This is a genomic window from Halomonas gemina (assembly GCF_023554995.1).
In the GTDB taxonomy this organism is placed as follows: Bacteria; Pseudomonadota; Gammaproteobacteria; order Pseudomonadales; family Halomonadaceae; genus Halomonas; species Halomonas gemina.
Map to the genome: position 1 here is coordinate 264,933 of NZ_JAMJPK010000003.1, position 24,032 is coordinate 288,964.

General features: G+C 66.3%; 23 protein-coding genes. 5 read left to right on the top strand and 18 right to left on the bottom strand.

Annotated features, from left to right (window positions below; translation table 11 throughout):
- Window positions 1-21 precede the first annotated feature (21 nt).
- A complete protein-coding gene (locus M8009_RS07920) occupies window positions 22-1,212 on the top strand; it encodes an MFS transporter (RefSeq protein ID WP_250060283.1) in 1,191 nt (396 codons plus the stop codon).
- 99 nt (window positions 1,213-1,311) lie between these two features.
- Here M8009_RS07920 and M8009_RS07925 read toward each other — a convergent pair whose 3' ends face one another.
- The 15 genes from M8009_RS07925 to M8009_RS07995 form a co-directional block, all read right to left on the bottom strand.
- Window positions 1,312-2,166 (bottom strand): universal stress protein, encoded by an 855-nt coding sequence (locus M8009_RS07925; protein WP_250060284.1) that lies wholly within the window; start codon window positions 2,164-2,166, stop codon window positions 1,312-1,314.
- A 110-nt stretch (window positions 2,167-2,276) separates the two neighbouring features.
- Window positions 2,277-3,290: an isocitrate dehydrogenase gene (locus M8009_RS07930; protein WP_250060285.1), complete on the bottom strand. Its 1,014-nt coding sequence runs from the start codon at window positions 3,288-3,290 to the stop codon at window positions 2,277-2,279.
- Window positions 3,291-3,349: 59 nt separating this feature from the next.
- On the bottom strand, window positions 3,350-5,431 hold the full coding sequence (locus tag M8009_RS07935) for a HelD family protein (RefSeq protein ID WP_250060286.1): 2,082 nt from the start codon (window positions 5,429-5,431) through the stop codon (window positions 3,350-3,352).
- A 234-nt stretch (window positions 5,432-5,665) separates the two neighbouring features.
- Entirely contained in the window at window positions 5,666-5,977 is a 312-nt protein-coding gene (locus tag M8009_RS07940; RefSeq protein ID WP_250060287.1) for a hypothetical protein, read from the bottom strand.
- Window positions 5,978-5,980: 3 nt separating this feature from the next.
- Window positions 5,981-6,214 (bottom strand): hypothetical protein, encoded by a 234-nt coding sequence (locus M8009_RS07945; RefSeq protein WP_250060288.1) that lies wholly within the window; start codon window positions 6,212-6,214, stop codon window positions 5,981-5,983.
- Window positions 6,215-6,514: 300 nt separating this feature from the next.
- Complete coding sequence (locus M8009_RS07950; RefSeq protein WP_250060289.1) at window positions 6,515-6,856, bottom strand: TraR/DksA family transcriptional regulator; 342 nt, start codon at window positions 6,854-6,856, stop codon at window positions 6,515-6,517.
- Window positions 6,857-6,982: 126 nt separating this feature from the next.
- Window positions 6,983-7,450 (bottom strand): S-ribosylhomocysteine lyase, encoded by a 468-nt coding sequence (locus tag M8009_RS07955; protein ID WP_250060290.1) that lies wholly within the window; start codon window positions 7,448-7,450, stop codon window positions 6,983-6,985.
- Between the two features lie 63 nt (window positions 7,451-7,513).
- On the bottom strand, window positions 7,514-7,861 hold the full coding sequence (locus M8009_RS07960; protein WP_250060291.1) for a putative quinol monooxygenase: 348 nt from the start codon (window positions 7,859-7,861) through the stop codon (window positions 7,514-7,516).
- Between the two features lie 23 nt (window positions 7,862-7,884).
- Window positions 7,885-9,105 carry a methionine adenosyltransferase gene (gene metK / locus M8009_RS07965; RefSeq protein WP_250060292.1) on the bottom strand — a complete coding sequence of 407 codons (1,221 nt, stop codon included), beginning with the start codon at window positions 9,103-9,105 and terminating at the stop codon, window positions 7,885-7,887.
- A gap of 38 nt (window positions 9,106-9,143) precedes the next feature.
- Window positions 9,144-10,322, bottom strand: coding sequence for a cyclopropane fatty acyl phospholipid synthase (gene cfa / locus M8009_RS07970; RefSeq protein WP_430886899.1), 1,179 nt, complete (start codon window positions 10,320-10,322; stop codon window positions 9,144-9,146).
- A gap of 173 nt (window positions 10,323-10,495) precedes the next feature.
- The gene (locus tag M8009_RS07975; protein ID WP_250060294.1) at window positions 10,496-11,350 is read right to left on the bottom strand and encodes a universal stress protein; all 855 of its coding nucleotides are present in this window, start codon (window positions 11,348-11,350) and stop codon (window positions 10,496-10,498) included.
- A 1-nt stretch (window position 11,351) separates the two neighbouring features.
- Window positions 11,352-12,842: a SulP family inorganic anion transporter gene (locus M8009_RS07980; protein WP_250060295.1), complete on the bottom strand. Its 1,491-nt coding sequence runs from the start codon at window positions 12,840-12,842 to the stop codon at window positions 11,352-11,354.
- 426 nt (window positions 12,843-13,268) lie between these two features.
- Window positions 13,269-14,072: a slipin family protein gene (locus M8009_RS07985; RefSeq protein ID WP_250060296.1), complete on the bottom strand. Its 804-nt coding sequence runs from the start codon at window positions 14,070-14,072 to the stop codon at window positions 13,269-13,271.
- A 64-nt stretch (window positions 14,073-14,136) separates the two neighbouring features.
- Window positions 14,137-15,630 (bottom strand): NfeD family protein, encoded by a 1,494-nt coding sequence (locus M8009_RS07990; protein ID WP_250060297.1) that lies wholly within the window; start codon window positions 15,628-15,630, stop codon window positions 14,137-14,139.
- Between the two features lie 228 nt (window positions 15,631-15,858).
- Window positions 15,859-16,584 carry a cytochrome-c peroxidase gene (locus tag M8009_RS07995; protein WP_250060298.1) on the bottom strand — a complete coding sequence of 242 codons (726 nt, stop codon included), beginning with the start codon at window positions 16,582-16,584 and terminating at the stop codon, window positions 15,859-15,861.
- Between the two features lie 237 nt (window positions 16,585-16,821).
- Between M8009_RS07995 and M8009_RS08000 the strand changes: the two genes are divergently transcribed.
- Genes M8009_RS08000 through M8009_RS08015 form a run of 4 tightly spaced genes read left to right on the top strand, consistent with a single transcriptional unit; the run spans window position 16,822 to window position 21,599 of the window.
- Complete coding sequence (locus tag M8009_RS08000; protein ID WP_250060299.1) at window positions 16,822-17,922, top strand: phosphotransferase; 1,101 nt, start codon at window positions 16,822-16,824, stop codon at window positions 17,920-17,922.
- Between the two features lie 56 nt (window positions 17,923-17,978).
- Window positions 17,979-19,238: an ABC transporter substrate-binding protein gene (locus M8009_RS08005; RefSeq protein ID WP_250060300.1), complete on the top strand. Its 1,260-nt coding sequence runs from the start codon at window positions 17,979-17,981 to the stop codon at window positions 19,236-19,238.
- A 49-nt stretch (window positions 19,239-19,287) separates the two neighbouring features.
- Window positions 19,288-20,967 (top strand): ABC transporter permease, encoded by a 1,680-nt coding sequence (locus M8009_RS08010; RefSeq protein ID WP_250060561.1) that lies wholly within the window; start codon window positions 19,288-19,290, stop codon window positions 20,965-20,967.
- The gene (locus tag M8009_RS08015; RefSeq protein ID WP_250060301.1) at window positions 20,964-21,599 is read left to right on the top strand and encodes an ATP-binding cassette domain-containing protein; all 636 of its coding nucleotides are present in this window, start codon (window positions 20,964-20,966) and stop codon (window positions 21,597-21,599) included. Before M8009_RS08010 ends, M8009_RS08015 begins: the two co-directional genes overlap by 4 nt.
- A 28-nt stretch (window positions 21,600-21,627) precedes the next feature.
- Here M8009_RS08015 and M8009_RS08020 read toward each other — a convergent pair whose 3' ends face one another.
- The 3 genes from M8009_RS08020 to M8009_RS08030 are packed head-to-tail and all read right to left on the bottom strand — an operon-like array spanning window position 21,628 to window position 23,977.
- On the bottom strand, window positions 21,628-22,362 hold the full coding sequence (locus M8009_RS08020) for a C40 family peptidase (RefSeq protein WP_250060302.1): 735 nt from the start codon (window positions 22,360-22,362) through the stop codon (window positions 21,628-21,630).
- Window positions 22,363-22,382: 20 nt separating this feature from the next.
- Window positions 22,383-22,934, bottom strand: coding sequence for a hypothetical protein (locus tag M8009_RS08025; protein ID WP_250060303.1), 552 nt, complete (start codon window positions 22,932-22,934; stop codon window positions 22,383-22,385).
- A complete protein-coding gene (locus M8009_RS08030; protein WP_250060304.1) occupies window positions 22,931-23,977 on the bottom strand; it encodes a DUF3179 domain-containing protein in 1,047 nt (348 codons plus the stop codon). The genes M8009_RS08025 and M8009_RS08030 overlap by 4 nt, the downstream gene beginning before the upstream one ends.
- Between the last annotated feature and the right edge of the window lie 55 nt (window positions 23,978-24,032).

The following is a 24,032-nucleotide window of genomic DNA, read 5'->3' on the forward strand; positions in this document are numbered from 1 at the left end:
CCCTACGGCCAGGGAGGGCCCATGAGCTACCGGATCCTGCTGAAAGACCACCGTGGCCTGATTAGCATCTCCCTGCTGGCGATGTTCACCTCCACACTGGGACAGAGCTTCTTCATCGGCCTCTTCCAGGCACCGATCAGTGACCACCTCGGCCTCTCCGCGGGCCAGTTCGGCACGGCCTATGCCACCGTGACCCTGGTATCGGGATTTGCGGTGCTGCGACTGGGGCCCAGCATCGACTGGATAGCGCCCCGGCGTTTCGCCCTGATGGTGATCGCTGCGCTGCTCGCCGGCATCCTGATGCTGACCGCCGCGCCCTGGTGGGGGCTGGGACTGGTGGGCCTGGGCCTGATGCGCTTCTGCGGCCAGGGCATGATGACCCACCTGGGCAATACCCTCGCCGGTCGAGAATTCACCACCCTGCGGGGTCGCGCCCTGGGGCTGGCGAGCCTCGGCATCATGCTCGGCGAGACGCTGATGCCTCCCCTGATGGCGGCGCTGCTGGTCTGGCTGGGCTGGAAGGAACTGTGGTGGCTGTTCGTGGCCGTGCTGGCCCTCTTCTGGGTGCCGCTGCTTGTCCGGGGCCCCTGGCCCGGCGCCCCGGCCAAGCGCCCCACCAAGGGGCAGCGACGCGGGGGGCCACGCCCTTTCCGCGAACTGCGCTTCTGGAAACTGCTGCCGCTGCTGATGATCCTGCCGGTGACCATGACGGGCCTGTTCATCTACCAGGCGGTGATGACCGAGGACCTGGGCTCGAGCCTGGGAGTCTACGCCCTGGCACTCACCGGCATGGGCATCGCCAAGATGCCCGGCGCCCTGCTGGGCGGCCGCTGGGTGGACAAGCTGGGGCCGATCCGCCTGGCGCGCCTCTACCTGCTGCCCTATGCCCTGGCCCTCGTGCTGGCCATCTCCGTCGGCGGCGACATCGGCATCTGGGCAGTGATGGTAGGTGGCGGTCTTGCCATGGGGGCCCAGGAACCTATCGCCACCAGCGTGCTGATCCGCATCTGGGGCGCCAAGCACCTCGGCACGGTGCGCGCCACCCTCAGCGCTGCCATGGTCTTTTCCACCGGCATCGCCCCGGCGGTACTGGGCATCGCCATCGACGTCGGCGCCTCCTTCACTGCCATCCTCACCGGCATGCTGGGCCTGCTGATCATCGGCTGGTGGCTGGCCCAGGGCGTGCTGCGGGAGCTCAAGGCACAGCCCTGACCCAGCCGGCAGGAAGAGATGAACCCGGCGTGACCCGCCAACGACGATGCCCCGGGCCATGGGAGCGCCGGGGCATCGAGTCGTTGGTTCCGGAAGGGGTCAGCGCAGCAGCAGCACCGGGCCCTTGGCCTTGCGCAGCATGGAGGTGGTGGTGCTGCCCACCAGCAGGTGGCGGATGCGCGAGTGGCCGTAGGCCCCCATCACCAGCAGGTCGATGCCATGCTCGTCCTGGTAGCCGTGCAGCGTCGCCTCCACCTCGCCGGCACGGATGGCACCCTCGGCCTCGTGGCCGGCGTCGCGCAGCGTCTTGAGCGCCCAGTCGAGCTGGGAGCGATTATCGCCGGTCTCGGCGCCGACGATCACCACGTGCACCGGTATGCCGTCGAACAGCGGGCTATTGGCCAGCATCTCCACGCCCTTGCGGGTGGTCTTGCTGCCGTCGAAGGCGAGCATCACCTTCTCGGGTGTCCTGAAGGCCTCGGGGACCATCAGGATCGGGCGGTGCAGGGTACGCACCACCCGCTCGAGGTTGGAGCCCAGGTGGTCGCTGGCCTGATGCGCGCCGTCGCCCCGCTTGCCCACCACCAGCAGGCGAATCTCGTCCTGCAGCTCCTCGAGGGTCTCCACCAGGGTGCCGTTGCGCTGCCGGGTGGCGGGATCATTCACGCCATCCTCGATGGCACGCTCCCTGGCCGCCTTGAGCATCAGGCGGCCCTGCTCCTGGGCCACCTTGGCGCGCTGCTCGTCCAGGTGGGAAAGCTCCTCGAGCAGGTGCTCCCTGGCCCCGAGCCCGATATTGCCGGAGAGGTCCGTCTCGGCGGTCTGGGGGTGGTTGTCCACCACGTGAAGGAAGCACAGCGGCGCATCCAGCGCCAGGCTGGCCCAGGCCGCGGAGTCGCACACCCCTTCGGAAAACTGCGAGCCGTCGATGGCGGCCATCACCTGTTCTGTCATCGTGTCCTGTCCTGGCTGGCGTAAATCATATGTCGTTATCAGTCACTATGTTTCTACCCGATCAGGGATGCCTTGCATAGGACATAGATCAACGTAACGCCAGCTCGGTTTCAGGCTTTCAGGTTCGCCACCAGCGCATCGGCGAAGGTATCGGTGGTGCCGCTGCCGCCCATGTCCGGGGTGACCTGCTCGCGGTTATTCTCCAGCACCTCGCGGATACCACCCCGAATCTTCGCTCCCTTCTCTACCATCCCCAGGTGGTCGAGCATATCCGCCGTCGCCAGCAGCAGGGCACAGGGGTTGGCGATCTTCTGGCCGGCGATATCCGGCGCCGAGCCGTGCACCGCCTCGAAGATGGCCACCTCGCTGCCGATGTTGGACCCCGGCGCAAGCCCCAGGCCACCGACCAGGCCGGCACACAGATCGGAGAGAATGTCGCCGAACAGGTTGGTGGTCACGATGACGTCGAACTGGTTGGGATTCATCACCAGCTGCATGCAGGCGTTGTCGACGATCATCTCCTGGAACTCGATCTCCGGATACGCCTTCGCCACTTCGCGGGCGACGTCCAGGAACAGACCGGAGCTGGTCTTGATGATGTTGGCCTTGTGCACCGCGGTGACCTTCTCTCGCCCGCGCTGGCGGGCCAGCTCGAAGGCGTAGCGCACGATGCGCTCGGAGCCCTGGCGGGTCACGCGAATGCTCGACAGAGCGGTTTCGCCATCCTCGGAAAGGCTCTGCCCTTCGGAGAGGTAGGCGCCCTCGGTATTCTCGCGCACCGTGATCAGGTCGATATCGTCATAGCGCGAGCGGGTACCGGGAAAGCTGATCGCCGGACGCACGTTGGCATAGAGGTCGAAGTGGCGGCGCAGCTGCACGTTGATGGAGGAGAACCCCTTGCCGATCGGCGTGGTCAGCGGCCCCTTGAGGGCCACGCGATGGGTCTCGATGGCCGCCAGCGTCTCGGGCGGTACCAGGGTGCCGTGCTGGTCCAGGGCGGCAAGGCCGGCATCGTGAAACTCGTAGGTCAGGTCGCAGTCGAGCGCGTCCAGCACGCGCAGGGTGGCCTCCATGATCTCGGGGCCGATACCGTCGCCGTTCATTACCGCTATCGTTTGACTCACCTTGGGGTTTCCTCGTGGTGGAGTGTGTGATGTGTTGAGTGGAAAGGGCACGCCGCCCGTCAGGCGGCGTCCAGGAAGGGCGTGAGCTGGCCCGTGTGGGTCAGGGCAAGGCGGTGCATGGCGCGGGTGCAGGCCACGTAGAGCAGGTTGCGCTCCATATCGGTGGCGTAGTTGCCGGCCGTGACCTCGGGCACGATGACCCGGTCAAACTCCAGCCCCTTGGCCATGTGGGCGGTGCAGACGACAATGCCCTGGCCGAAGGCGGTGCTCTTCTCGCCGAGCAGCTGCAACCTTTCGAATTCACCATGTTCGCCGCCATCGAGGGCCTCGAAGACCCGCTTCGCCTGCTTCTGGGTCTTGCAGACGATCCCCAGGGTGTTGTGCTCGGAGGCGGCGAAGTCGCGGGCCAGCTCGCCGATGGTGGCGAGCTCCGCCTTGCGGGTACGGGCCTGGATCACCGCAGGCTCCTCGCCGTGGCGCTCGATCGCCTCGAGATCGGGATTGGGCGAGATACGCTGGGCGAAGCGGGTGATCTGAAGGCTCGAGCGATAGCTCTTGTTGAGGGTCACGCAGGAGGACTGGCGCAGCACCCGACGGATCTCCTCGGCCTTGGAGGCGCTGTAGGGGTTCACCGACTGGAAGGCGTCGCCGAGGATGGTCTTCTTGCACGAGAAGAGCCGGCCGATCACCGCGTACTGCACGGGGGTGTAGTCCTGCATCTCGTCGATCAGCAGGTGCTTGACGTCGCGCCAGCGCGAGCGGACGCCCTCCAGGCGCATCTTCAGGTAGATCAGCGGGAAGACATCGGCGTACTCGAGCCGCCCCCGCGAGGCGGTCCTGAAGAGCTCGGGCCGACCCAGCCAGTCGTAGAAGCCCTTGTAGGTCTCGCGCAGGGTCGCCTGCCTGAGCATGGTCTTGACGGCCGCCTTGAGCTGCTTGCGCTCCTCGGGCTCGAGGTCGTAGTTGTACTGGTTGCCGATCTTGCGCTCGATCTCCCAGCTCACCTGCTTCAGCCGTTCATTGGTGGGCAGGTGACGATGCTTGCGGAAGACCTCCTCGAGCAGCCAGGCGGGCACCAGCCGCCGGGCAATCCACAGGTCCTCGGCGGCGAAGCGATTGGCCTCCACGTGGGCGGCGTAGCGGTCGAGCTCGGTCAGGAATTCCGGCGAGGCCTTGTAGCGCAGCCGCGCCTTCATCGCCTCGTCGTCCTTCTCGAGCAGCACCGTGGTCTGCTCGAAGAAGCTCTCGAAGCGGTACTGTCCTTCGAGCAGCTCATCGGCCAGCTCCTCCATGCCGACCTGATTGACCGTCTCCTCGCCGAGCTCCGGCAGCACGTTGGCGATGTAGTCGGAGAACACCCGGTTGGGCGAGATGATCAGGATGTCCTCGGAGCTGAGGCTGTCCTTGAAGCGATAGAGCAGAAAGGCGATGCGGTGCAGGGCGATGGAGGTCTTGCCGGAGCCGGCTACCCCCTGGATGACCAGCGCCTGGGCCTCGTCGTTGCGGATGATGGCGTTCTGGTCGCGCTGGATGGTGGCGACGATGTTCTTCATGCCCTCGTCGGAGGCGCGGGCGAGCTCCTCCTGGAGCACCTCATCGACCACGTGCACCGCGCTGTCGATCATCAGTTCGATCTCGCCGCCCTTGATGCGGAACTGCCGCTTCAGGGAGATCTCGCCGGCCACCGGGCCCTCGGGGCTCTCGTAGGTCGCGGGGCCGGTCTCGTAGTCGTAGAACAGCGAGGCGATGGGCGCGCGCCAGTCGTGGACGCGGCTCACTCCGGCGAGATCATCGTGGAAGTGGTGGATGCCGATGTAGACCGGCTCGGCCTTGCCCCCCCGGGCGAAGTCGAAGCGCCCGAAATAGGGGGAACTCCGCAGCTTCTCGAGCTTGTGGCGCCGGGCCAGGGCATTGTCGCCGGTCATCACCGCCTGCTCGATCGACTCCCGCGCCGAGATCTTCTCGATGTGATCCATCTCGTCGCGGCTCGTCCAGAGGTACTCCTTCTGGGCCTGGATATCCTCGGCATAGGCCGCCAGGCGCACCTCGAGCTCCGCCAGGTTGGCCTCGATGCGCTCCAGGGTATGATCGAGCTGCCGCCTTTCGGTTTCTCGTTCGGGGGTATCGGCGTTCTGATTCATCGTGGTCCGTTCAGGTCAGAAATCGGGAAGGGAGGGGACACAGCTTTCAGGTAAGCGTCGTCCTGCCGGCATCCGGGTGCGAGATGATCGCGAAGGTACGTCGTCTCGCCACCCCCTGCGGCAGAGAGGTGGCCGTCTTGGGTATTGCGCTTGATGACATGCTTGACCTGATGGGAACGCGAATCGGCTGTCTCTGAACAACATGCTTCGAACAACACGGCAACCGACGTGTTGCTAATCCCAGGCGGACTCCCTGGCCGAGGCCGACGCCCGCGCGGCGAGCACCGGGTCATGGTGGCGCCAGAACACCGAGCGGATTCCCGGTCCGGCGCCTGAAAGCAGCGCGGCATCGATGGGGTTGAGGGCCTGGTCGGCCTCGAGCGTCATATCCGACAGGGTACGATGCCCGGATACCCGCTGCCCCATGAACAGCAGGTCGTAGTCCACGCAGTCATCCTGTTCGGGACGCTGCTGGTCGATGCTGACGTAGCCCTGCTCCAGCAGCTGCTGGACGCGCGACGATGACGAGTGATCGAGAGTGCTCAAGGATCATGCCTCCTGGAAATGCCAGGCACGAACGCCTCGCACCAGGGCCCGATGGGTTCGACTCAGGAAACGCCCCCGCTCGAAGGAGGCCGACGTCACGCCGACGTCGTGCATGTCCTGGTAGATCACCAGCAGGCTCGTGTGCGAATCGACTGGCAGGTAGTGGTGGACGCTGATCCAGCCATCCGCGGAGGAGAGCTCACCAACGTCGGGAAGAAAGGCACTTTGGCCGCTCATTGCTGTTCCCTCTCTCGACCCGCGATTCATGCAAACCGAGAGTTGGGCAAACCTAGGGGTCGACATCATGTGTAATGCCGACGCACAGGATGCAGCTGAGGGAAGCGCGCTAGGGTGGACTGAGAAAGGTGTCGTTGAGTAACTGAGTCAACGGATTGCGCCTCTTGCAGTTACCAGCGACCTCGGCAAAGGTATCTGGATGGTCAGGTAAGCAAGCACTTACGATAACAAATCCCTGAACGCCTGTTCAAGTGAAGAGGCATGGCCAGGCTGTACCTCGTCGAGCCACTGACGTCGCCCTCACTCGGCACAATCGATGCACTTCAGCACGGTGGGATCCCACTCCAGGCGTTTGGCGGCGATCCATTCACCGCACTCGACACACTCCCCGAACGTTTCCCGGTCCAGGCGAGCCAAGGCCGCATCGATGCGCCGGATTGCCAGCTGGCGGCGATCCTCCTCGGCCTTGGCCATGGCCTGGCCCTGAAGGGCATCCATGCGCGACAGGCGGCCCACTGACTGCTGGTCCAGCATCACCGTGGCGCGGCTCTCCTTGCTCTCGAAGCTCTGATCGATCAGCAGGGCCTTGGCGTCCTCCAGCTGACGGGTGATCTTCTCGATATCGAGTTCTGGATGATTCATCCCTTACCCTCCACGCTCAGCGGACCAAGGAGGCCGGCAGATACGACCCAGCGGCGATCAACCGACCGAAGCGTTCAACATAGCCGCTTTGCCCAGGAGTTTATAGCGCCGGCCTCAGTCAGAGAGTTACGCGAAGACCTGGGTCCATTCATCGCGCTTGGCGAGGAAGCCGCGGGCGATCTCCTTGGCACCCTCGAGGCTGTGGCTGGCCGCCCAGCCGCACTGCATCTCGTTGCAGGCCGGCACCTCGGTGGCCTCGAGCACGTCCTTCAGGGTGCCTTCCAGCAGGTCGAGCACGCCCTCGTAGTCGTCATGGTTGATCATCGCCACGTAGAAGCCGGTCTGGCAGCCCATGGGGCTGATATCGACCACCTTGTCGGAGTGGTTGCGCGACATCTCCGCCATCAGGTGCTCCAGGGAGTGCAGGCCGGGCATCTCCATGTGCGCCTGGTTGGGCTGGCAGATGCGCATGTCGTACTTGTGGATGGTGTCGCCGTTCTCACCGGTCTTGATGTCGGCCAGGCGCACGTAGGGCGCCTTCACCTGGGTGTGATCGAGGTTGAAGCTCTCGACGTTCATCTTCTGATCGGTCATGGGGATCTCCTGTACGAAATGGTGGGCACGGGGCGGCTTTGCCCGTACCGATGGTGATGGAATTCAGAGTTCCGGGGCGTCGTAGTCGTGGGGCTCGTCGGTGTAGACGCAGACATTGGCATGATCCACATCACCCTCGTCGGCCTCGACCTGGGCCGCGAAGAACGCCTTGATCTCTTGCCGGTTGCAGTGCGCCTCGAAGGCTTCACGGCTGGCCCAGATCTCGTGGAAGACGATGGGATAGCTGGCGCCCTGGGCATTGGGGTGATCGATATGCCGGGTCACGGTGTAGCGGATACAGCCATCCTCGCGGTGGGCGTTGGGCTCGAGCGCCTGCAGGGCCTTGAACACGGCCTCCTCGCGGCCGGGCTTGGGCTTGAAGTTGGCGATGCAGTAGAGCTTCTTTGACATGCTGTCTCTCCGTGTCGTCGGGGTCAGAGCCTGGCGGCGTCGCGTAACGCGGCGGCCTTGTCGGTGGCCTCCCAGGGGAAGGCGGTGAAGGTCTCGGTATGCTCCTGGCCCTGGGTGTCGGTCCAGGTGTAGGAGGCCTCGAAGGGCTCACGACCGAAGTGGCCATAGGCCGCCGTCAGCCGGTACATGGGATGCAGCAGGTCGAGCATGCGGGTGATGGCGTTGGGCCGCAGGTCGAAGTGCTCGCGCACCAGCTCGATGATGCGCGCGTCGTCCACCCGGCCGGTGCCGAAGGTGTTGACGGCGACCGAGGTGGGCTCGGCCACGCCGATGGCGTAGGAGACCTGGATCTCGCACTTGTCGGCCAGGCCGGCGGCGACCAGGTTCTTGGCCACGTAGCGGCCGGCATAGGCGGCGCTGCGGTCGACCTTGGAGGGGTCCTTGCCGGAGAAGGCGCCGCCGCCGTGGCGGGCGGTGCCGCCGTAGGTGTCGACGATGATCTTGCGCCCGGTGAGGCCACAGTCGCCCACCGGGCCACCGATCACGAACTTGCCGGTGGGGTTGATGTGGTACTTGGTCTCGGCCGAGAGCCACTCGGCGGGGATCACCTGCTCGATGATCTCGCGCTTGACCATCTTGCGCAGCTCATCCGGGTCGATCTCCGGGTCGTGCTGGGTGGAGAGCACGATGGCGTCCACCGCACAGGGCTGGCCCGCCGCATCGTAGCGGAAGGTGATCTGGCTCTTGGCATCCGGGCGCAGCCAGGGCAGCAGGCCGTGCTTGCGCAGCTCGGCCTGGCGCTCCACCAGGCGGTGGGCGTAATGGATCGGCGCCGGCATGTAGGAGTCGGTCTCGTTGGTGGCGTAGCCGAACATCAGCCCCTGGTCGCCGGCGCCCTGGTCCTCGGGCTTGCTGCGGTCGACGCCCTGGGCGATGTCCACGCTCTGCTTGCCGATCAGGTTGAGCACGCCGCAGGTCTCGCCGTCGAAGCCGACGTCCGAGGAGGTGTAGCCGATACCGGTGATCACCTCGCGCACGATGGCCTCGAGGTCGACCCAGGCCGAGGTGGTGATCTCGCCGGCGACGATCGCCACGCCGGTCTTGACCAGGGTCTCGCAGGCCACCCGGGCCTGCTTGTCGCGGGCGATGATGGCGTCGAGCACCGCATCGGAGATCTGGTCGGCGATCTTGTCCGGATGCCCTTCGGACACGGACTCGGAGGTGAACAGGGAGTAGTCGCTCATCGGGAATTCCAGGTGAGTGAGTGGTGGTGAATCGATTGTCAGCTGACGCGATGATAGCCGCCGAGCACGCCCTTCTTGCTGAGTACGAACTGCCACAGCTGGATGTCGCGGGCGCGAAAGGCGCCGGCACAGCTCAGCAGGTAATAGCGCCACATGCGATAGAAGCGCTCACCGTAGGCCTCGGCAAACTGCGGCCAGGCCGCCTCGAAGTTGGCGTGCCAGGCCATCAGGGTCTTGTCGTAGTCGGCGCCGAAGTTGTGCAGGTCCTCGACCACGAAAAGCTCCTCGGCGGCATCGGTAACGTGCCCCAGGGCCGGCAGCTCGCCGTTGGGGAAGATGTACTTGTCGATCCAGGGGTCCGGCGAGGTATCGCGCACGTTCTTGCCGATGGTGTGCAGCAGGAAGAGGCCGTCGTCCTTGAGGCAGCGATTCGCGACCTCCATGTAGGTGCGGTAGTTCTTGCGACCGACATGCTCGAACATGCCGATGCTGACGATGCGGTCGAACTGCTCGGTCTCGTCGCGATAGTCCTTGAGGCGAAACTCCACCGGCAGGCCCTGCTTCATCAGCTGCTTGCCATACTCTGTCTGCTCGCGGGAGATGGTCAGGCCCACGCACTCCACGCCGTAGTGCTCGGCGGCATAGGCCATGAAGCTGCCCCAGCCGCAGCCGATATCGAGCACGCGCATGCCGGGCTCGAGCTCGAGCTTGCGACAGATCAGGTCGAGCTTGGCCTCCTGGGCCTCGGCCAGGGTATCGGCCTCCTTCCAGTAGCCACAGGTGTAGGTCATGCGCGGGTCGAGCATGGCGGCGTAGAAGTCGTTGCCCAGATCATAGTGGGCCTCGCCCACCTCGAAGGCCCGCTTGGCGGTCTGCAGGTTGAGCAGTCGGGTGCGCAGGTGATGAAAGATCAGCTTGCGGTGATTGATCTCGTCAGGGAGGCGGGCCCGCAGCAGGTGAAAGAAGAACTCGTCGAGCCGCTCGGCATCCCAGTCGCCGTTCATGTAGCTCTCGCCCAGGCCCAGGTTGCCGCGGGCCAGGGCCTCATCGATGACGCCATGGGCATTGAACTTGATGTCCCAGGGGCGGTCACCGTTGATGCGGATGTCCGCTTTTTCCAGCAGCTCAGCGATGAAGCGGTGAGAGGACGAGTTTTCATCGAAGAAGGCAGAATGGTTGAAGGTGGCACTACTGTCCAATGGTAGATTCCTTGTCATGCCCTCCTGGAAGGAGAGTCGCTGTCATCAGGGTCCTCTGTGTGTATGACGTGAAGGAGGCGGTCTCAGGGCGGGGTGATCATCAAGTTGCAGGCTCCTCGTCAATCGACACAAGGTTGTTGGAAAGAAAAAAACCGGCACTCACCAAGGGCGGTGGGCCGGTTTCGGAAACATCAGCGCAGCAGCAGCACCGGAATGCGCGACTTGCGCAGCATCTCGGTAGTGGTGCTGCCCACCAGCAGGTGGCGGATGCGCGAGTGGCCGTAGGCCCCCATCACCAGCAGGTCGATGCCCTGCTCGTCCTGGTAGCCGTGCAGCGTCGCCTCCACCTCGCCGGCACGGATGGCACCCTCGGCCTCGTGGCCGGCGTCGCGCAGGGTCTTGAGCGCCCAGTCGAGCTGGGAGCGATTGTCGCCGGTCTCGGCGCCGACGATCACCACATGCACCGAGATGCCGTCGAACAGCGGGCTCTTGGCCAGCATCTCCACGCCCTTGCGGGTGGTCTTGCTGCCATCGAAGGCCAGCATCACCTTCTTTGGAGCCTCGAAGGATTCTGGCACCATCAGGATCGGCCGGTGCAGGGTGCGTACCACCCGCTCCAGGTTGGAACCCAGGTGGTCACCGTCCTGGTGGGCCATCTCGCCGCGCTTGCCGATCACCAGCAGGCGAGTCTCGTCCTGCAGTTCCTCGAGGGTCTCCACCAGGGTGCCGTTGCGCTGCCGGATGGCGGGATCATTCACGCCATCCTCGATGGCGCGTTCCCTGGCGGCCTGGAGCATCAGGCGGCCCTGCTCCTGGGCCACCTTGGCGCGCTGCTCGTCGAGTTGGGAGAGCTCCTCGAGCAGGCGCTCCCGGGCGCCCGCCCTGAGGTTGCCGGAAAGGTTGCGCTCCTCCGGCGGCACATGGTTGTCGTTCACGTGCAGGAAGGTCAGCGGGGCCCCCAGGGCCAGGCTGGCCCAGGCGGCGGCGTCGCACACGCCTTCGGAGAACCTGGAGCCGTCGATGGCGGCCATTACCTGTTCTGTCATCTCAGTGACCTCCCATCAGTTTCTCGACGGCTTCGGGGTCGTCATGCACCGCATAGCGGTCGACGATAGTGGCACTCGCCTCGTTGAGGCCGATCATCTCCACCTCGGTGCCCTCGCGGCGGAACTTGATCACGATGCGGTCCAGCGCCTGGACGGCGGTGATGTCCCAGAAGTGGGCACGCGAGAGGTCGATGGTCACCTTCTCCACCGTCTCCTTGAAGTCGAAGGCCTCGCCGAAGCGCTCCGAGGAGGCGAAGAACACCTGACCCACTACCTTGTAGATGCGTCGGCTGCCCTCATCGGCCTCCTCGCTGCCGATGTAGAGGATGTTGCCCACCTTGTTGGCGAAGTTCATGGCGGCCAGCAGCACGCCGACGAAGACGCCGATGGCCAGGTTGTGGGTCGCCACCACCACCACCACGGTGGCCACCATCACCATGTTGGTGCTCATGGGGTGCTTCTTGAGATCCTTAATCGAGCTCCAGCTGAAGGTACCGATGGCTACCATGATCATCACCGCGACGAGCGCTGCCATGGGAATCTGCGAGACCCAGTCGGCCAGGAACACCACCATCAGCAGCAGCACCACGCCGGCGATCAGCGAGGACATGCGACGGCGACCACCTGACTTGATGTTGATCACCGACTGGCCAATCATCGCGCAGCCCGCCATGCCGCCGATCAGGCCGGCGCCGATGTTGGCGAGGCCCTGCCCCTTGCACTCGCGGTTCTTGTCGCTCCTGGTATCGGTCAGGTCATCGATGATGGTGGCGGTCATCATCGACTCCAGCAGGCCCACCACGGTCAGCATCAGCGCGGTGGGGAAGATGATCATCAACGTCTCGAGGTTGAGCGGCACCTCGGGCCACAGGAAGACCGGCAGGCTATCGGGCAGCTCGCCCATGTCGCCGACGCTGCGAATCTCCATCCCGGTAAACATGTAGACGGCGGTGAGCACCACGATGCAGATCAGGGGCGAGGGGATCGACTTGCCGATCACCGGCACCAGGGGGAAGCCATAGATGATCGCCAGGCCGGCCAGGGTCATGGCGTAGACATGCCAGGTGACCCCCGTCAATTCCGGCAGCTGAGCCATGAAGATCAGGATCGCCAGGGCATTGACGAAGCCGGTCACCACCGAGCGCGAGACGAAGCGCATCAGCTCGGCGAGCCGCAGGTACCCCGCCAGGATCTGCAGCACCCCGGTGAGCAGGGTGGCCGCCAGCAGGTACTCCAGGCCGTGCTCCTTGACCAGCAGGACCATCAGCAGCGCCATGGCGCCGGTGGCACCGGAGATCATCCCGGAACGGCCGCCGGTGAAGGCGATGATCACGCAGATGGCGAAGGAGGCGTAGAGGCCCACCTTGGGGTCGACCCCGGCGATGATGGAGAAGGCGATGGCCTCGGGAATCAACGCCAGGGCGACGACGATGCCCGCGAGGGAGTCGCCCTTGAGGTTGGAGAACCAACTCAGTTTCATTTTTTCGTACATGCTGGGGTCCAGTCAGGGGGTGATGGATGGGCCGTGAGGCGTCGTGATCCTGTCGTGCACATGCCCTTCCCGACACCCCGGTTGGGTGCTGTCGCCGATGGCAAGTCCGGGTAAGGGCGGAAATCACAAGCAAGGTGGCGCACGGGGCGCCGGGACATCACGATGATGTCGAGCGATGACGCGCCGATGACGGTGGCATCGCCGGGGAATAGGGGGGGGTGCGCTAGGGCGGCGTGGCCAGCCCTGCCAGGGGAGTCATCATGTTCTGCTGGTTCCCTTGCGGTGCATCAAGGATGCGCTATCAGACGAAAGTCCAACGGGCACGTGCGACAAGAGCGACGGATTCTAGCAGAACATATGCTGCAGTGCATTCCTGGGCGGGAATGGCAAGGGATGCCACGACCGGCTGGCCGTGGCAGGGCGGGATCAGGAAGCGTCGCCATCCTCCGGTGCGGCCCCGCCGGTGCGGGCCCTGGCGGCGGGCGAGGCCTTCATGTGCTTGAAGGCCTCCATGATGTCCATGGGCAACGGGAAGAAGATGGTGGAGGCGTTCTTGTTGCTCATGTCGCTCATGGTCTGCAGGTAGCGCAGCTGCAGTGCGGCGGAGTTCTCGGCCATCACGTTGGCCGCCTCGACCAGCTTCCTGGAGGCCTGCAGCTCGCCCTCGGCGTGGATCACCTTGGCGCGCCGCTCGCGCTCGGCCTCGGCCTGGCGGGCGATGGCGCGAATCATGCTCTCGTCGAGGTCGACGTGCTTGATCTCCACGTTGGCCACCTTGATGCCCCAGCTCTCGGCGGAGCTGTCGATGATCTCTTGGATGTCGTCGTTGAGCTTGTCACGCTCGGAGAGCATCTCGTCGAGATCATGCTTGCCGAGCACCGAGCGCAGCGTGGTCTGGGCCAGCTGGCTGGTGGCATTGACGAAGTTCTCCACCTGGATGATCGCCTTCTCCGGGTCCACCACCCGGAAGTAGAGCACCGCATTGACCTTGACGGTGACGTTGTCCTGGGAGATGACGTCCTGTTCCGGCACGTCCATGGTGATCACCCGCAGGTCGACCACCTCCATCTTCTGGATGCCGGGAATGATGATCAGCAGGCCCGGCCCCTTCACCGCCTGGAAGCGGCCGAGGAAGAACACCACCCCGCGCTTGTATTCGGGCAGGATGCGGATCGACGCCGCCAGCAGCATGAGCAGCAGGACGACCGGAACGAGATAGGAAATCAACATGGCTTGCTCTCCTTCGATGTGTCCGGCGACGGCAGGCACCGGCGCCGGGAAACGTGCCGGGGCCTCAGGACGAGGCGTCGAGCGGCTCCACCTCCAGGGTCAGGCCATCGACCGCCGTCACCCGGACCGCCTGTCCCCGGGTCAGCGGACGGGTGCTGCGGGCATTCCAGCGCTCCCCCATCAGCCGCACATGGCCCTGTCCCGCGAAATCCTCGAGCACCCTGGCCTCGCTGCCGACGAGTTCCTCCTGGCCGGTGCGCGGCGTGCGACGCCGCAGCCCGATGAAGCGGGTCATCACCCACAGCATCAGGCCCGCCGCCAGCAGAGCGATGCCGCCGATCATCGGCAGCGAGATGTTCAGGTTGTCCGCGTCCATCAGCATCACCGATCCGATCACGAAGGCGACGATACCGCCTATCCCGAGAATGCCGAAACTGGGCATCAGTGCCTCGCCCACGATCAGCCCAAGCCCCACCAGGATCAGCGCCAGGCCAGCGTAGTTCACCGGCAGCACCTGGAAGGCGAACAGCGCCAGCAGCAGCGAGATGATGCCGATGGTCCCCGGCACCAGGCTGCCCGGATTGGACAGCTCGAAGATCAGCCCGTAGAAACCGATGATCATCAGGAAGTAGGCGACGTTGGGGTTGGTGATCACGGCCAGCAGCTTGGTACGCCAGTCCGGATCGAAACGCTCGATGGCGAGATCGGCCGTGGCCAGGGTACGCTCGCCGTCCTCCATCACCACCGTGCGCCCGTCGATCTGGGTCAGTAAATCTTCCAGGTCAGTGGCCACCACATCGGTGACGTTCTGCTCCAGGGCCTCCCGGGCGGTGAGGTTGACCGCCTCGCGCACGGCCTGCTCCGCCCAGTCGGCGTTGCGACCGTGGCGCTCGGCGAGCGAGCGGATATAGGCCACCGCGTCCTCGAGTACCTTGCGCTCCATGGCCGTCTCCCCGCGGCGCCGGTCGTCACCGCCCTCCTCGCTGGCCTCGCCTTTGCCGGCGGCCGTTTCGGCATTGGCATCGCTCTCGTTGCCGGTCGCCGGCGCATCGGTATCGTCGGCCTCCTGAGCCCGGGCGCCGTCCTCGCCCCCGTCGTCGTCATCGCCGAGTCCCGGCAGGCCACCGCCGCCGATCTGCACCGGGGTCGCCGAGCCGAGGTGGGTGGCCGGCGCCATGGCCGCCACATGACTGGCATAGAGCAGGTAGGTCCCGGCGCTGGCCGCCCGGGCCCCTGCCGGCGAGACATAGATGGCCACCGGCACGCTGGAGGTGAGCATGGCGCGGATCATCGAACGCATGGAGGCATCGAGCCCGCCGGGGGTGTCCATCTCCACCACGACCAGCTCGGCATCGCGCTCCTCGCCGAGTTCCAGGCCCCGCTGGAAGTAGTCACTGATGGCCGGCCCGATGGCATCGTCGATCGTCATCACCAGGGCGATGCGCTCGCCCTGCTGCGCCTGGACCTGCCAGGCCAGCAGGGCACCCAGCACCAGGCATAGCAGGCTGGCCAGCAGCAGGATGCGCCCGGTCATGCCCCTGCGATCTGGATTCGTCATCTCATGCCCGCCCTGCAGTGCCTGTCCCTGAGAACGTCGCCAGGGCAGAGTGGTTCAGTCATTACCGATATCATCGTAGGCAGTGACCCCGGCGGCAGCAATAGCCAGTAGCCGTCGAGGGACGTGTGACCTGCTGTCGTCGCAGGCGGCGATGCCCCCGGAACCGCCGACTGGCGGGCACGGGGACACCGGCAGGAGGTGGGCCTCGTTCAGCGCAGGGTGCCAGGCTCAGAGATCGTGCGGCTCTCCCGCAACGCGCTTCTGCACCTCCACCATGTAGGCCGCCAACGAGGTCAGCGCCTCGCCGCCCCACTCGAGCGGTTCGGCCGCCATTGGCGCCACCATGCAGATCTGTACCATCTCGTCGGCGTGCACTTCCGACATCCCGAACTGGTTGGTACCCATCGCCACCTGGTGGGGGAAGGGCTGCTGGAAGGTCTCGTTGTAGCGCATGTCCTGACCGTCGCTGCCGTGACAGCTCGCACAGGCAAGGCCGTTGCTGCTCAAGGAGGTGTCGTAATAGAGCGCCTCGCCGCGGGCCAGCATCTCCGGAGGGTTGTCGCCGGTCTCGCTGTAGGCCGGCGAATACCCCTCGGGCCTTGCCACCTTAGCGCTGGCGCCGCCCTCGGCTTCACCTTCTGCCTCGGCCTGGCCTTCCCCTTCCGCTTCGCCCTCTGCCTCTCCTTCTGCCTCGCCCTGGGCTTCTGCTTCTGCTCCTGCTTCTGCTTCGCCCTGGGCTTCGGCCTGCGCCTCAGCAGCACCCTCCGCGTGGTTGCTGGCAAGCATCAGGGCCGAACCGGGGGGCGAGCTAACGTCGGCAACGAGCGCGTCGCCGGCTGCCGAGGCCTGCAGGACGGCACCCCCCGCTACCAGGGCGAGCAGCGGGGCCGTATAGGCCAGTTGCCGATTGAGGCGGCCCAGGAGCTTGCGGCGTTTATCATCGTGCTGTGACATGATTTTCACCCTCAGTTGTGCATGTTCGAAACATCGTGGGGACGCTGCCAGCGCATTCGCTTGTCAGCGCTCCCGTTGTGTCGACCGGCACAGCGCGAGCTTACAGCCGCGAGAGAATCGTCCGTGTGCCAGCGCCGGCTCGGCATCGCCAACCGCAACGCCCCGTCAACGGCGATGTAAGGAAAGCCCCCCTCGTGCGACCATCGATCATCAACCGTCCAGATACCGAGGAGCGTCATGCCGGATACCGCCTACCGCAGCACATCGCCACAGGCCCGACCGGATCTCTGCCATGCCCTGGCAGAGGCCCTGCGCCGCGCCGGCCATGACGCGGGCATCCGGGCCATGTACACGATGGCCGATACGGGCCTGGCCCATCACCATGTGTGGCTCGAGCGGGAACAGATCGACTGGGTGGCACGGTTGCCCAAGCAGAGCCAGATGCGGCTAGATCCCGAATCCAACCTCGACTACCAGGCGGCCTGCTTTCGCCGCGCCAGCCAGGGCGGCCATGCCCCCGCCCTGCACGGCATCCTCCCACCCGACCCGGCGCTGCCGCGTGGCGCTCTGCTGGTGAGTACCATCCGGGGTCGCCCGGCGCGTCTCCCGGATGACCTTGCCGGCATCGCCGAGGCGCTGGCCAGCTTCCATGTGCTGAACGTGCCCAATGTCGAGGCGCGCCCGCCGCTGCTGTCACCCGCCGACCCCTGGACGGCGATGCTCGAGGAGGTCAGGGACCAGGCACGCTTCCTCGACCGGGCCGGGCTGGAGGCGGACGCCCGAGCGCTGATCGAGGCCGAGCTGGCCGCCCTGCCGGAGCGGCTGCCTCCCGGGCCCGGCACCGAGCCGCGACTGATCAGCTTCGATGCCCATCCCGGCAACTTCCTGATCACCGAGTCGGGACGCGCGGTGCTGGTGGACCTGGAGAAATGCCGCTATGGCCTGGTGGGCTTCGACCTGGCCCACGCCAGCCTCTATACCTCCACCACCTGGGACCTGCAGAGCCACGCCGAGCTGCGTCCCGCCGAGGTGGCGGCCTTCTATCGTCACTGGATCACCGCCACGGGCTTCGACGGCGACACCGCCACGCTGCTGGCGAGCCGGCGGGCCATGTGGCTCTGGTCACTGACCTGGTGCGCCAAGTGGCGAGCCCGTAACCTTCGCACCCGGGACGTCCATGCCCGCGGCGAGGACTGGTCCGCCGAACTGAGCGACAATGCCCTGATCGCCCATGTTCGCGGCCGGGTCGACCACTACCTCTCCGTGGCCGTGATCGAGCATGTGCGCCACGAGAATCGCGTGCTGGCAGGCCTCCTCGAACCCCAGGTTCAGGGGTGACCCCTCCCGCCATGAACGACCACGAACGACGTCTCTCTACGAAAAGGAACCCCGCGATGCGCGCTTTCTCCCCCCGGCTCGCCGCCCTCCTGCCGGCGCTGCTGCTCACCAGCACGAGCCTGCAGGCCGCACCCGACCCGACCGACTGGGAGGCGGTGCTCGACGAGGCCCGTGGCCAGACGGTCTACTGGTATGCCTGGGCCGGTGAGCAGCGCACCAACGACTATATCGATTGGGTCGCCGGGCGGGTCGAGGAGCGATTCGATATCGAACTCACCCACGTCAAGATCGGCGACACCGCCGAGGCGGTCTCCCGGGTGCTGGCGGAGAAGCAGGCCGGCAACCATGACGACGGCAATGTCGACCTGATCTGGATCAACGGCGAGAACTTCGCCACCATGAAGGCCAACGACCTGCTGTTCGGCCCCTTCGCCGAGGAGCTGCCGAATTTCGCGCTCACCCACCCCGAGCACAACCCCGAGGTGGTCACCGACTTTACCCTGCCCACCGAAGGATACGAGTCCCCCTGGGGGCGGGCGCAGATCACCTTCTACTATGATAGCAATGAGCTCCGCGGGGATAGTGACGAGCTCGGCGGGGATAGCCAGGAGATCGCGACGCCCCCGCAGGATATCCCCGCCCTGCTGGAATGGGCCGAGGCCCACCCCGGGCGTTTCACCTATCCGCGGATTCCCGACTTCACCGGCAGCACCTTCCTCAAGCAGGCCCTGATCGCCCTCACCGACGAGGACGAGGCACTCTATGCGCCGGTCGACGAGAGCGACTTCGCGACCGTCACCGCCCCGCTGTGGGACTACCTGGACGCGCTCCACCCCCACCTGTGGCGCAGTGGTCGGCAGTTCCCTGCCACCGGGCCCGAGATGCGCAGCCTGATGGGCGACGGCGAACTGTCGCTGGCCTTCACCTTCACCCCCTCGGAGCCGGCGGCGGCGGTGGCAGACTTCGAGCTGCCGGAAAGCACCCGCAGCTATGTGCCCCGGGGCGGTACCCTGGGCAACGTGCACTTCGTGGCCATTCCCTACAACTCGCCCCACAAGGCCGGCGCCATGGTGGTCGCCAACTTCCTGCTCTCGCCCGAGGCCCAGGCCCACAAGCAGGATCTCGCCGTCTGGGGGGATCGCAGCGTGCTCGACATGACCCGTCTCGATGACGACAGTCGGGCCCTGTTCACCCTGGACGAGAGCAACCCGGCGATGCTGCCGCCAGGCGCCCTGCAGCAGACGCTGCCCGAACCGCACCCCAGCTGGATGACGGCCCTGCAGGACGCCTGGCAGGCCCGCTACATCGGCAACTGATGGCGAGGCACCGCGCCCAAACGGCACCCGCGGCGAGGTCCGCCCGATGATGCTGCGCCTGGCTCCCGTGCTGATCGTCATCCTGCTGGTCGCGCCGATCCTGGCCGGCCTGGCCATGGCGCTGCTACCGGCCTTCGGCTACCTGCCGGCGCTTGGCGGGGAGCGGCTCTCTCTCGACCCGTGGCGGGCACTGTTTGCCGAGCCCGGCCTCTGGCGCTCGGCCGCCATCAGCCTGACCAGCGGACTGCTCGCCACCGCCATCTCACTGGCGGTGGTGCTGCTCTACCTGGCCGCCACGACCGGCAGCCGGCTCGACCGCTGGATCCGGCGACTGGTTTCGCCGCTGCTCTCCATTCCCCATGCCGCCGCGGCCTTCGGCCTGGCCTTCCTGATCGCCCCCTCGGGGCTGGTCGCACGACTCGCCTCGCCGGGGCTGACCGGCTGGGAGCGCCCGCCGGACCTGCTGATCGTCCAGGACCCCTGGGGGCTGTCGCTGATCGCGGGGCTGGTGATCAAGGAGATTCCCTTCCTGCTGCTGATGAGCCTGGCGGCCCTGCCCCAGCTCGACCCCGAGCGTCGCGTCGCCATGGCTCGCTCGCTGGGCTACCGACCCACATTGGCCTGGTGGAAGGTGGTCGCCCCGTCGCTCTATCCGCTGATCCGCCTGCCGGTGTTCGCGGTGATCGCCTATGCCTCATCGGTGGTGGATGTGGCGATGATTCTCGGCCCCACCCTGCCCCCCACCCTGGCCGTCTCGATTCTCACCTGGTTCAGCGACCCCGACCTCGACAAGCGATTTCTGGCCTCGGCCGGGGCGATCCTGCAGTTCGGGGTGACCGCCACGGCGCTGGCGATCTGGTGGGGGCTGGAGCGGCTCGCGGGCAGGCTGATGGGGATCTGGGTCGCCCGCGGTGGAAGACGCCTGGGCGAGACGAGCCTGCATCTCGCCGGCAAGCTGTGGATCCTGCTGGCCACGGTGACCGCCTTCGTCGGCATCGCCGGCCTGGCGATCCACTCCGTGGCCGGCTTCTGGCGCTTCCCCGATGCGCTGCCGGGGAGCTTCACCGCCGCAAACTGGGCCAGGGTTCTGCCCTCGCTCGCCGGACCGGTCGCCTCGACGGCGCTGATCGCCCTGGCCTCGACGCTGCTCGCCGCAGGCCTGGCCCTGGCGGCACTCGAAAACGAGCAGCGCAGCGGCCGGCACCCTTCACGGGCGCTGTGGCTGCTCTACCTGCCGCTGATCGTCCCACAGATCGCCTTCCTGTTCGGCCTGGTGGTGGTGATGGAGCAGCTCGGGACCCCACCGACCCACGCCCTGATCACCTTCGGCCACCTGCTCTTCGTGCTGCCCTACGTCTTCCTCTCGCTCTCGGAGGCCTACCGGCGCTTCGATCCACGCTGGTCGCAGCTGGCGCTGACGCTAGGCGCCTCGCGCAACACGCTCTTCTGGCGGATAAGATTGCCGATGCTGCTGGCGCCGGTGCTCACCGCCCTGGCCGTGGGGCTGGCAGTGAGCATCGGCCAGTATCTGCCCACCCAGCTGCTCGGGGCGGGTCGCGTGACCACCGTCACCACCGAGGCAGTATCCTTGGCCGCCGGCGGCAACCGCCGGGTGATCGGTGTCTGGGCACTGGTCCAGGCCGGTCTGCCCCTGGTGGGTTTCATCATCGCGATCGGCTTGCCGAAGCTGCTATGGTCGAATCGCCGCGGCCTGCAGGGAGCCCCATGAACGCCCCCCATCACCTCGAACTCCGAGACATTTGCATCCGCCTCGACGACCAGCCCCTGGTGGAGCTCGAGGCCGAGATCGGCCCCGGTGAGGTCCTCACCGTCATGGGGCCCTCCGGCTCGGGCAAGTCGACCCTGCTCGCCTATCTCGCCGGCTTCCTGGCCCCGGAATTCCGGGCCAGCGGGCAGGTGCTGCTCGACGGCCGCGACATCAGCGCCCTCCCGGCCGAGCGTCGCGGCGTCGGCCTGCTGTTCCAGGACCCGCTGCTCTTTCCCCACCTCTCGGTGGCCGGCAACCTGCGCTTCGGCATGCCCCGGGCCACCGCCGACAAGGGCGCTCGGGTCGAGCAGGCCCTGGCAAACATCGGCCTCGTCGGCTTCGGCAATCGCGACCCGGCGACGCTCTCCGGCGGCCAGAAGGCGCGGGTGGCGCTGATGCGCCTGCTGCTGTCGGCCCCCTGCGCGGTACTGCTCGACGAACCCTTCTCGAAACTCGATACCCACCTGCGCCACGAGATGCGCCGGCTGGTGTTCGACCGCCTGCATGAGGCCGGCCTGCCCAGCCTGCTGGTCACCCACGACCGGGAAGACGCCGAGGATGCCGGTGGACGTGTGATCGAGCTGTCTCACTGAGCCTGCGGGCCCCTGCGTCATGTCCGGCTCAGGCCGATTCTTCCCACTCCAGGTCATGGGGATCGAAGCCCCCGACCAGCCCGGGCTTGACGACCTCGAACCAGGGGGAAAGATCGAAGTCCCGCGGGGTAAAGAGGGTATGGTGGCGGCGCCGGAACACCCTCGCCTGGCCCGCGACGGGGATCGGCAGGATCGGATATCGAATCGACTGGAAGGCCTCGGCGATCAGGGTCGAACAGATCGCCCGCGTCGGGTCGCCGCTGCCCAGCCCCAGCAGGTGTCGCCGCCAGGGGGTGGGCACCGGGGGCAAGGGCAGCAGGTAACGAGCCAGGTCGAGGATGTTGCGCAGATCATAGCGGTGGCCCACGCGCCCGCAGGCAAAGGCGATCAACCGTTCGAGGTCCTGACGCCCCATGCCTACCGGCCGACAGATGCGCAGCGGATAGCCCTCGAACGCCTCGAATCCCACCTGACGCACTCCCTCGGCGAGATCAGCCTCGACAAAGGCGCCACCCTGGACCGAGGCCGCCGCCCCGGAACAGCCGCCCTCGCCTATATAGAGGGCGGCATGGGACCAGGTGGACTGCGTCAGGTACTTGATCACCGTACTGATCCTAGAGGAGCCCTCGACCAGCAGGACGTCTCCAGGCTCGAGACATTCCCGGATCCCTTCGTCGACGGGCAACAGCGGGCGATGCCACGGCCTGGGACAGGAGAGCCAGCAACCGAGACCATAGCCGCAGCGCTCAAGCATGTTGGTCATGGTGGGAACCCTCCAGCGACTCAGGAGACGGATGACGCCAGGACCTTGGTAAGGTACGCGAGGCTCGCCAGCAGCAGCAGCGCCGCTAGCGGAATGAGCCAGGGGGTCAGCGATGCCAGGGCCCCGGCCAGCGGCAGCCCCAGCCAGATCAGCGCCAACGGCGCACAGCAGGCACCTCCCGCCAACAGGGCCGGCAGACTCGACAGGAAGCTGCTGCCCGAGGCCTGCCACCCACAGGCACGAGACGCCCGACGCAGCCTCCATCCCAGGGTCAGGTTGGTGCCCAGTAACATCCCCAGCCCCCATGCCAGCAGGCTGTTGATCGGGCTGAAGGTCCATACCAGGGGACCGGCCTCGATCAGCCCCACCGGTTCGAAATGGAAGGGGCCGCGTGTTTCCCAGACGCGCTCCCAGGCGGGAAAGACCGCGTGAAGGCCACCGGTGCCGCCGCCGCCCAGATCCCCGATCAGCCAGAGGTAGAGCCCGCCATAGACAAGCCCCACGGTCGCGACCAGCCCCAGGCCCAGCGGCCAATGACACAGAATCACCCACAGGGCGCGAAGCGGTTTCATGGCCTCGGCTCCTCATCTCCCCGGTACAGCAGGGTATCGGGGTAGAACGCTTCCCAGGCGAACCACATCGCCTCGTAGGCATTGACGGAGGAGAGCCCCTCGGTGCTGCCACCGCTGACGCCTTCCGGGCCGAACTGCAACTCGTCGAGGCGGATCTCGGTACGCTGGGGATTATGGAGGACCCAGCCGGTATCCAGGCCGCTGTCGTGGATCACCGCATAGTGATTATCGCCGACCGCCAGGTCGATCACCCCCTGGCGGCGCAAGGCTTCGGTGGTCACGGCGGCGGCGCCTTCCTCGGTTCGAAACCCGAGCACCGTGGCCTTGGGCGGCAGGCGCCCGCTTTTCGCCATCACCGGGAATAGCCTGCCACTCTCCGGCAGGTAGTAGCCGCTCGTCGGGTTGTAGCTCCCGTAGGGGTCGCGTCGATAGTTGCGCACATGCCCTGTCTCCTGGGTCAGCACCCGCGTCTCGGGATAGCGAGCCTTCCAGGCCCCCCAGGTGGTCCAGATGACCCGCAACTCCTCGAGCCCCTGTCCCGCCAGGGGGCCGTCGATGGCCACGCCGAGAATCTGGGGCCATTGACTGTCGGTGGCACGGTCGTACATCACCAGGTTGCTGTTCACCAGCCGACCGGACACCCCCAGTTCGGTATCCCCGCGATGGAATCCCAGTGCGGTACCCGTCAGCGGGCAGTAAGTGACACTGACGGGCGTGCCGGCCAGTTCGTCGTTGACGATCTCGTGCCACACCAGGATGCGCTGGGGATAGGCGCGGGCCTCACCGTCCAGGTAGAGGCCCACGATCCTGTCGCCGTCCTCGAGCAGGTCATCCGCGGCATGGGCCGAGTGGAAACGGGGTCGGTCGATGGAGGGAATGCCATCCTTGGCCGGCCCCCCCGAACGCACCGCCTGGCGGAAGGCCTCGAGGGTGTGGGGCACGGCCACCTCGGGTGGGTCGACGGTGGGCAGTCCCGCCCCGGCCGCTGGCGAAGAGAGCAACAATACGGCCAGTGTGGCCAGGATTCTGTGCGACCCATGCATCACTCACCTCCTTCCGCCCTGCGGCCGGGTTCGAGACCGGCAGACTATCGACGCC

Bases quoted from the DNA above. Each gene is read 5' to 3' on its own strand.
- M8009_RS07920 (WP_250060283.1), top strand. From the start codon at position 22: ATGAGCTACCGGATCCTGCTGAAAGACCACCGTGGCCTGATTAGCATC.
- M8009_RS07925 (WP_250060284.1), bottom strand. From the start codon at position 2,166: ATGACAGAACAGGTGATGGCCGCCATCGACGGCTCGCAGTTTTCCGAA.
- M8009_RS07935 (WP_250060286.1), bottom strand. From the start codon at position 5,431: ATGAATCAGAACGCCGATACCCCCGAACGAGAAACCGAAAGGCGGCAG.
- M8009_RS07945 (WP_250060288.1), bottom strand. From the start codon at position 6,214: ATGAGCGGCCAAAGTGCCTTTCTTCCCGACGTTGGTGAGCTCTCCTCC.
- M8009_RS07950 (WP_250060289.1), bottom strand. From the start codon at position 6,856: ATGAATCATCCAGAACTCGATATCGAGAAGATCACCCGTCAGCTGGAG.
- M8009_RS07955 (WP_250060290.1), bottom strand. From the start codon at position 7,450: ATGACCGATCAGAAGATGAACGTCGAGAGCTTCAACCTCGATCACACC.
- M8009_RS07960 (WP_250060291.1), bottom strand. From the start codon at position 7,861: ATGTCAAAGAAGCTCTACTGCATCGCCAACTTCAAGCCCAAGCCCGGC.
- metK (WP_250060292.1), bottom strand. From the start codon at position 9,105: ATGAGCGACTACTCCCTGTTCACCTCCGAGTCCGTGTCCGAAGGGCAT.
- cfa (WP_430886899.1), bottom strand. From the start codon at position 10,322: ATGACAAGGAATCTACCATTGGACAGTAGTGCCACCTTCAACCATTCT.
- M8009_RS07975 (WP_250060294.1), bottom strand. From the start codon at position 11,350: ATGACAGAACAGGTAATGGCCGCCATCGACGGCTCCAGGTTCTCCGAA.
- M8009_RS07980 (WP_250060295.1), bottom strand. From the start codon at position 12,842: ATGTACGAAAAAATGAAACTGAGTTGGTTCTCCAACCTCAAGGGCGAC.
- M8009_RS07985 (WP_250060296.1), bottom strand. From the start codon at position 14,072: ATGTTGATTTCCTATCTCGTTCCGGTCGTCCTGCTGCTCATGCTGCTG.
- M8009_RS07990 (WP_250060297.1), bottom strand. From the start codon at position 15,630: ATGACGAATCCAGATCGCAGGGGCATGACCGGGCGCATCCTGCTGCTG.
- M8009_RS07995 (WP_250060298.1), bottom strand. From the start codon at position 16,584: ATGTCACAGCACGATGATAAACGCCGCAAGCTCCTGGGCCGCCTCAAT.
- M8009_RS08000 (WP_250060299.1), top strand. From the start codon at position 16,822: ATGCCGGATACCGCCTACCGCAGCACATCGCCACAGGCCCGACCGGAT.
- M8009_RS08005 (WP_250060300.1), top strand. From the start codon at position 17,979: ATGCGCGCTTTCTCCCCCCGGCTCGCCGCCCTCCTGCCGGCGCTGCTG.
- M8009_RS08010 (WP_250060561.1), top strand. From the start codon at position 19,288: ATGCTGCGCCTGGCTCCCGTGCTGATCGTCATCCTGCTGGTCGCGCCG.
- M8009_RS08015 (WP_250060301.1), top strand. From the start codon at position 20,964: ATGAACGCCCCCCATCACCTCGAACTCCGAGACATTTGCATCCGCCTC.
- M8009_RS08020 (WP_250060302.1), bottom strand. From the start codon at position 22,362: ATGACCAACATGCTTGAGCGCTGCGGCTATGGTCTCGGTTGCTGGCTC.
- M8009_RS08025 (WP_250060303.1), bottom strand. From the start codon at position 22,934: ATGAAACCGCTTCGCGCCCTGTGGGTGATTCTGTGTCATTGGCCGCTG.
- M8009_RS08030 (WP_250060304.1), bottom strand. From the start codon at position 23,977: ATGCATGGGTCGCACAGAATCCTGGCCACACTGGCCGTATTGTTGCTC.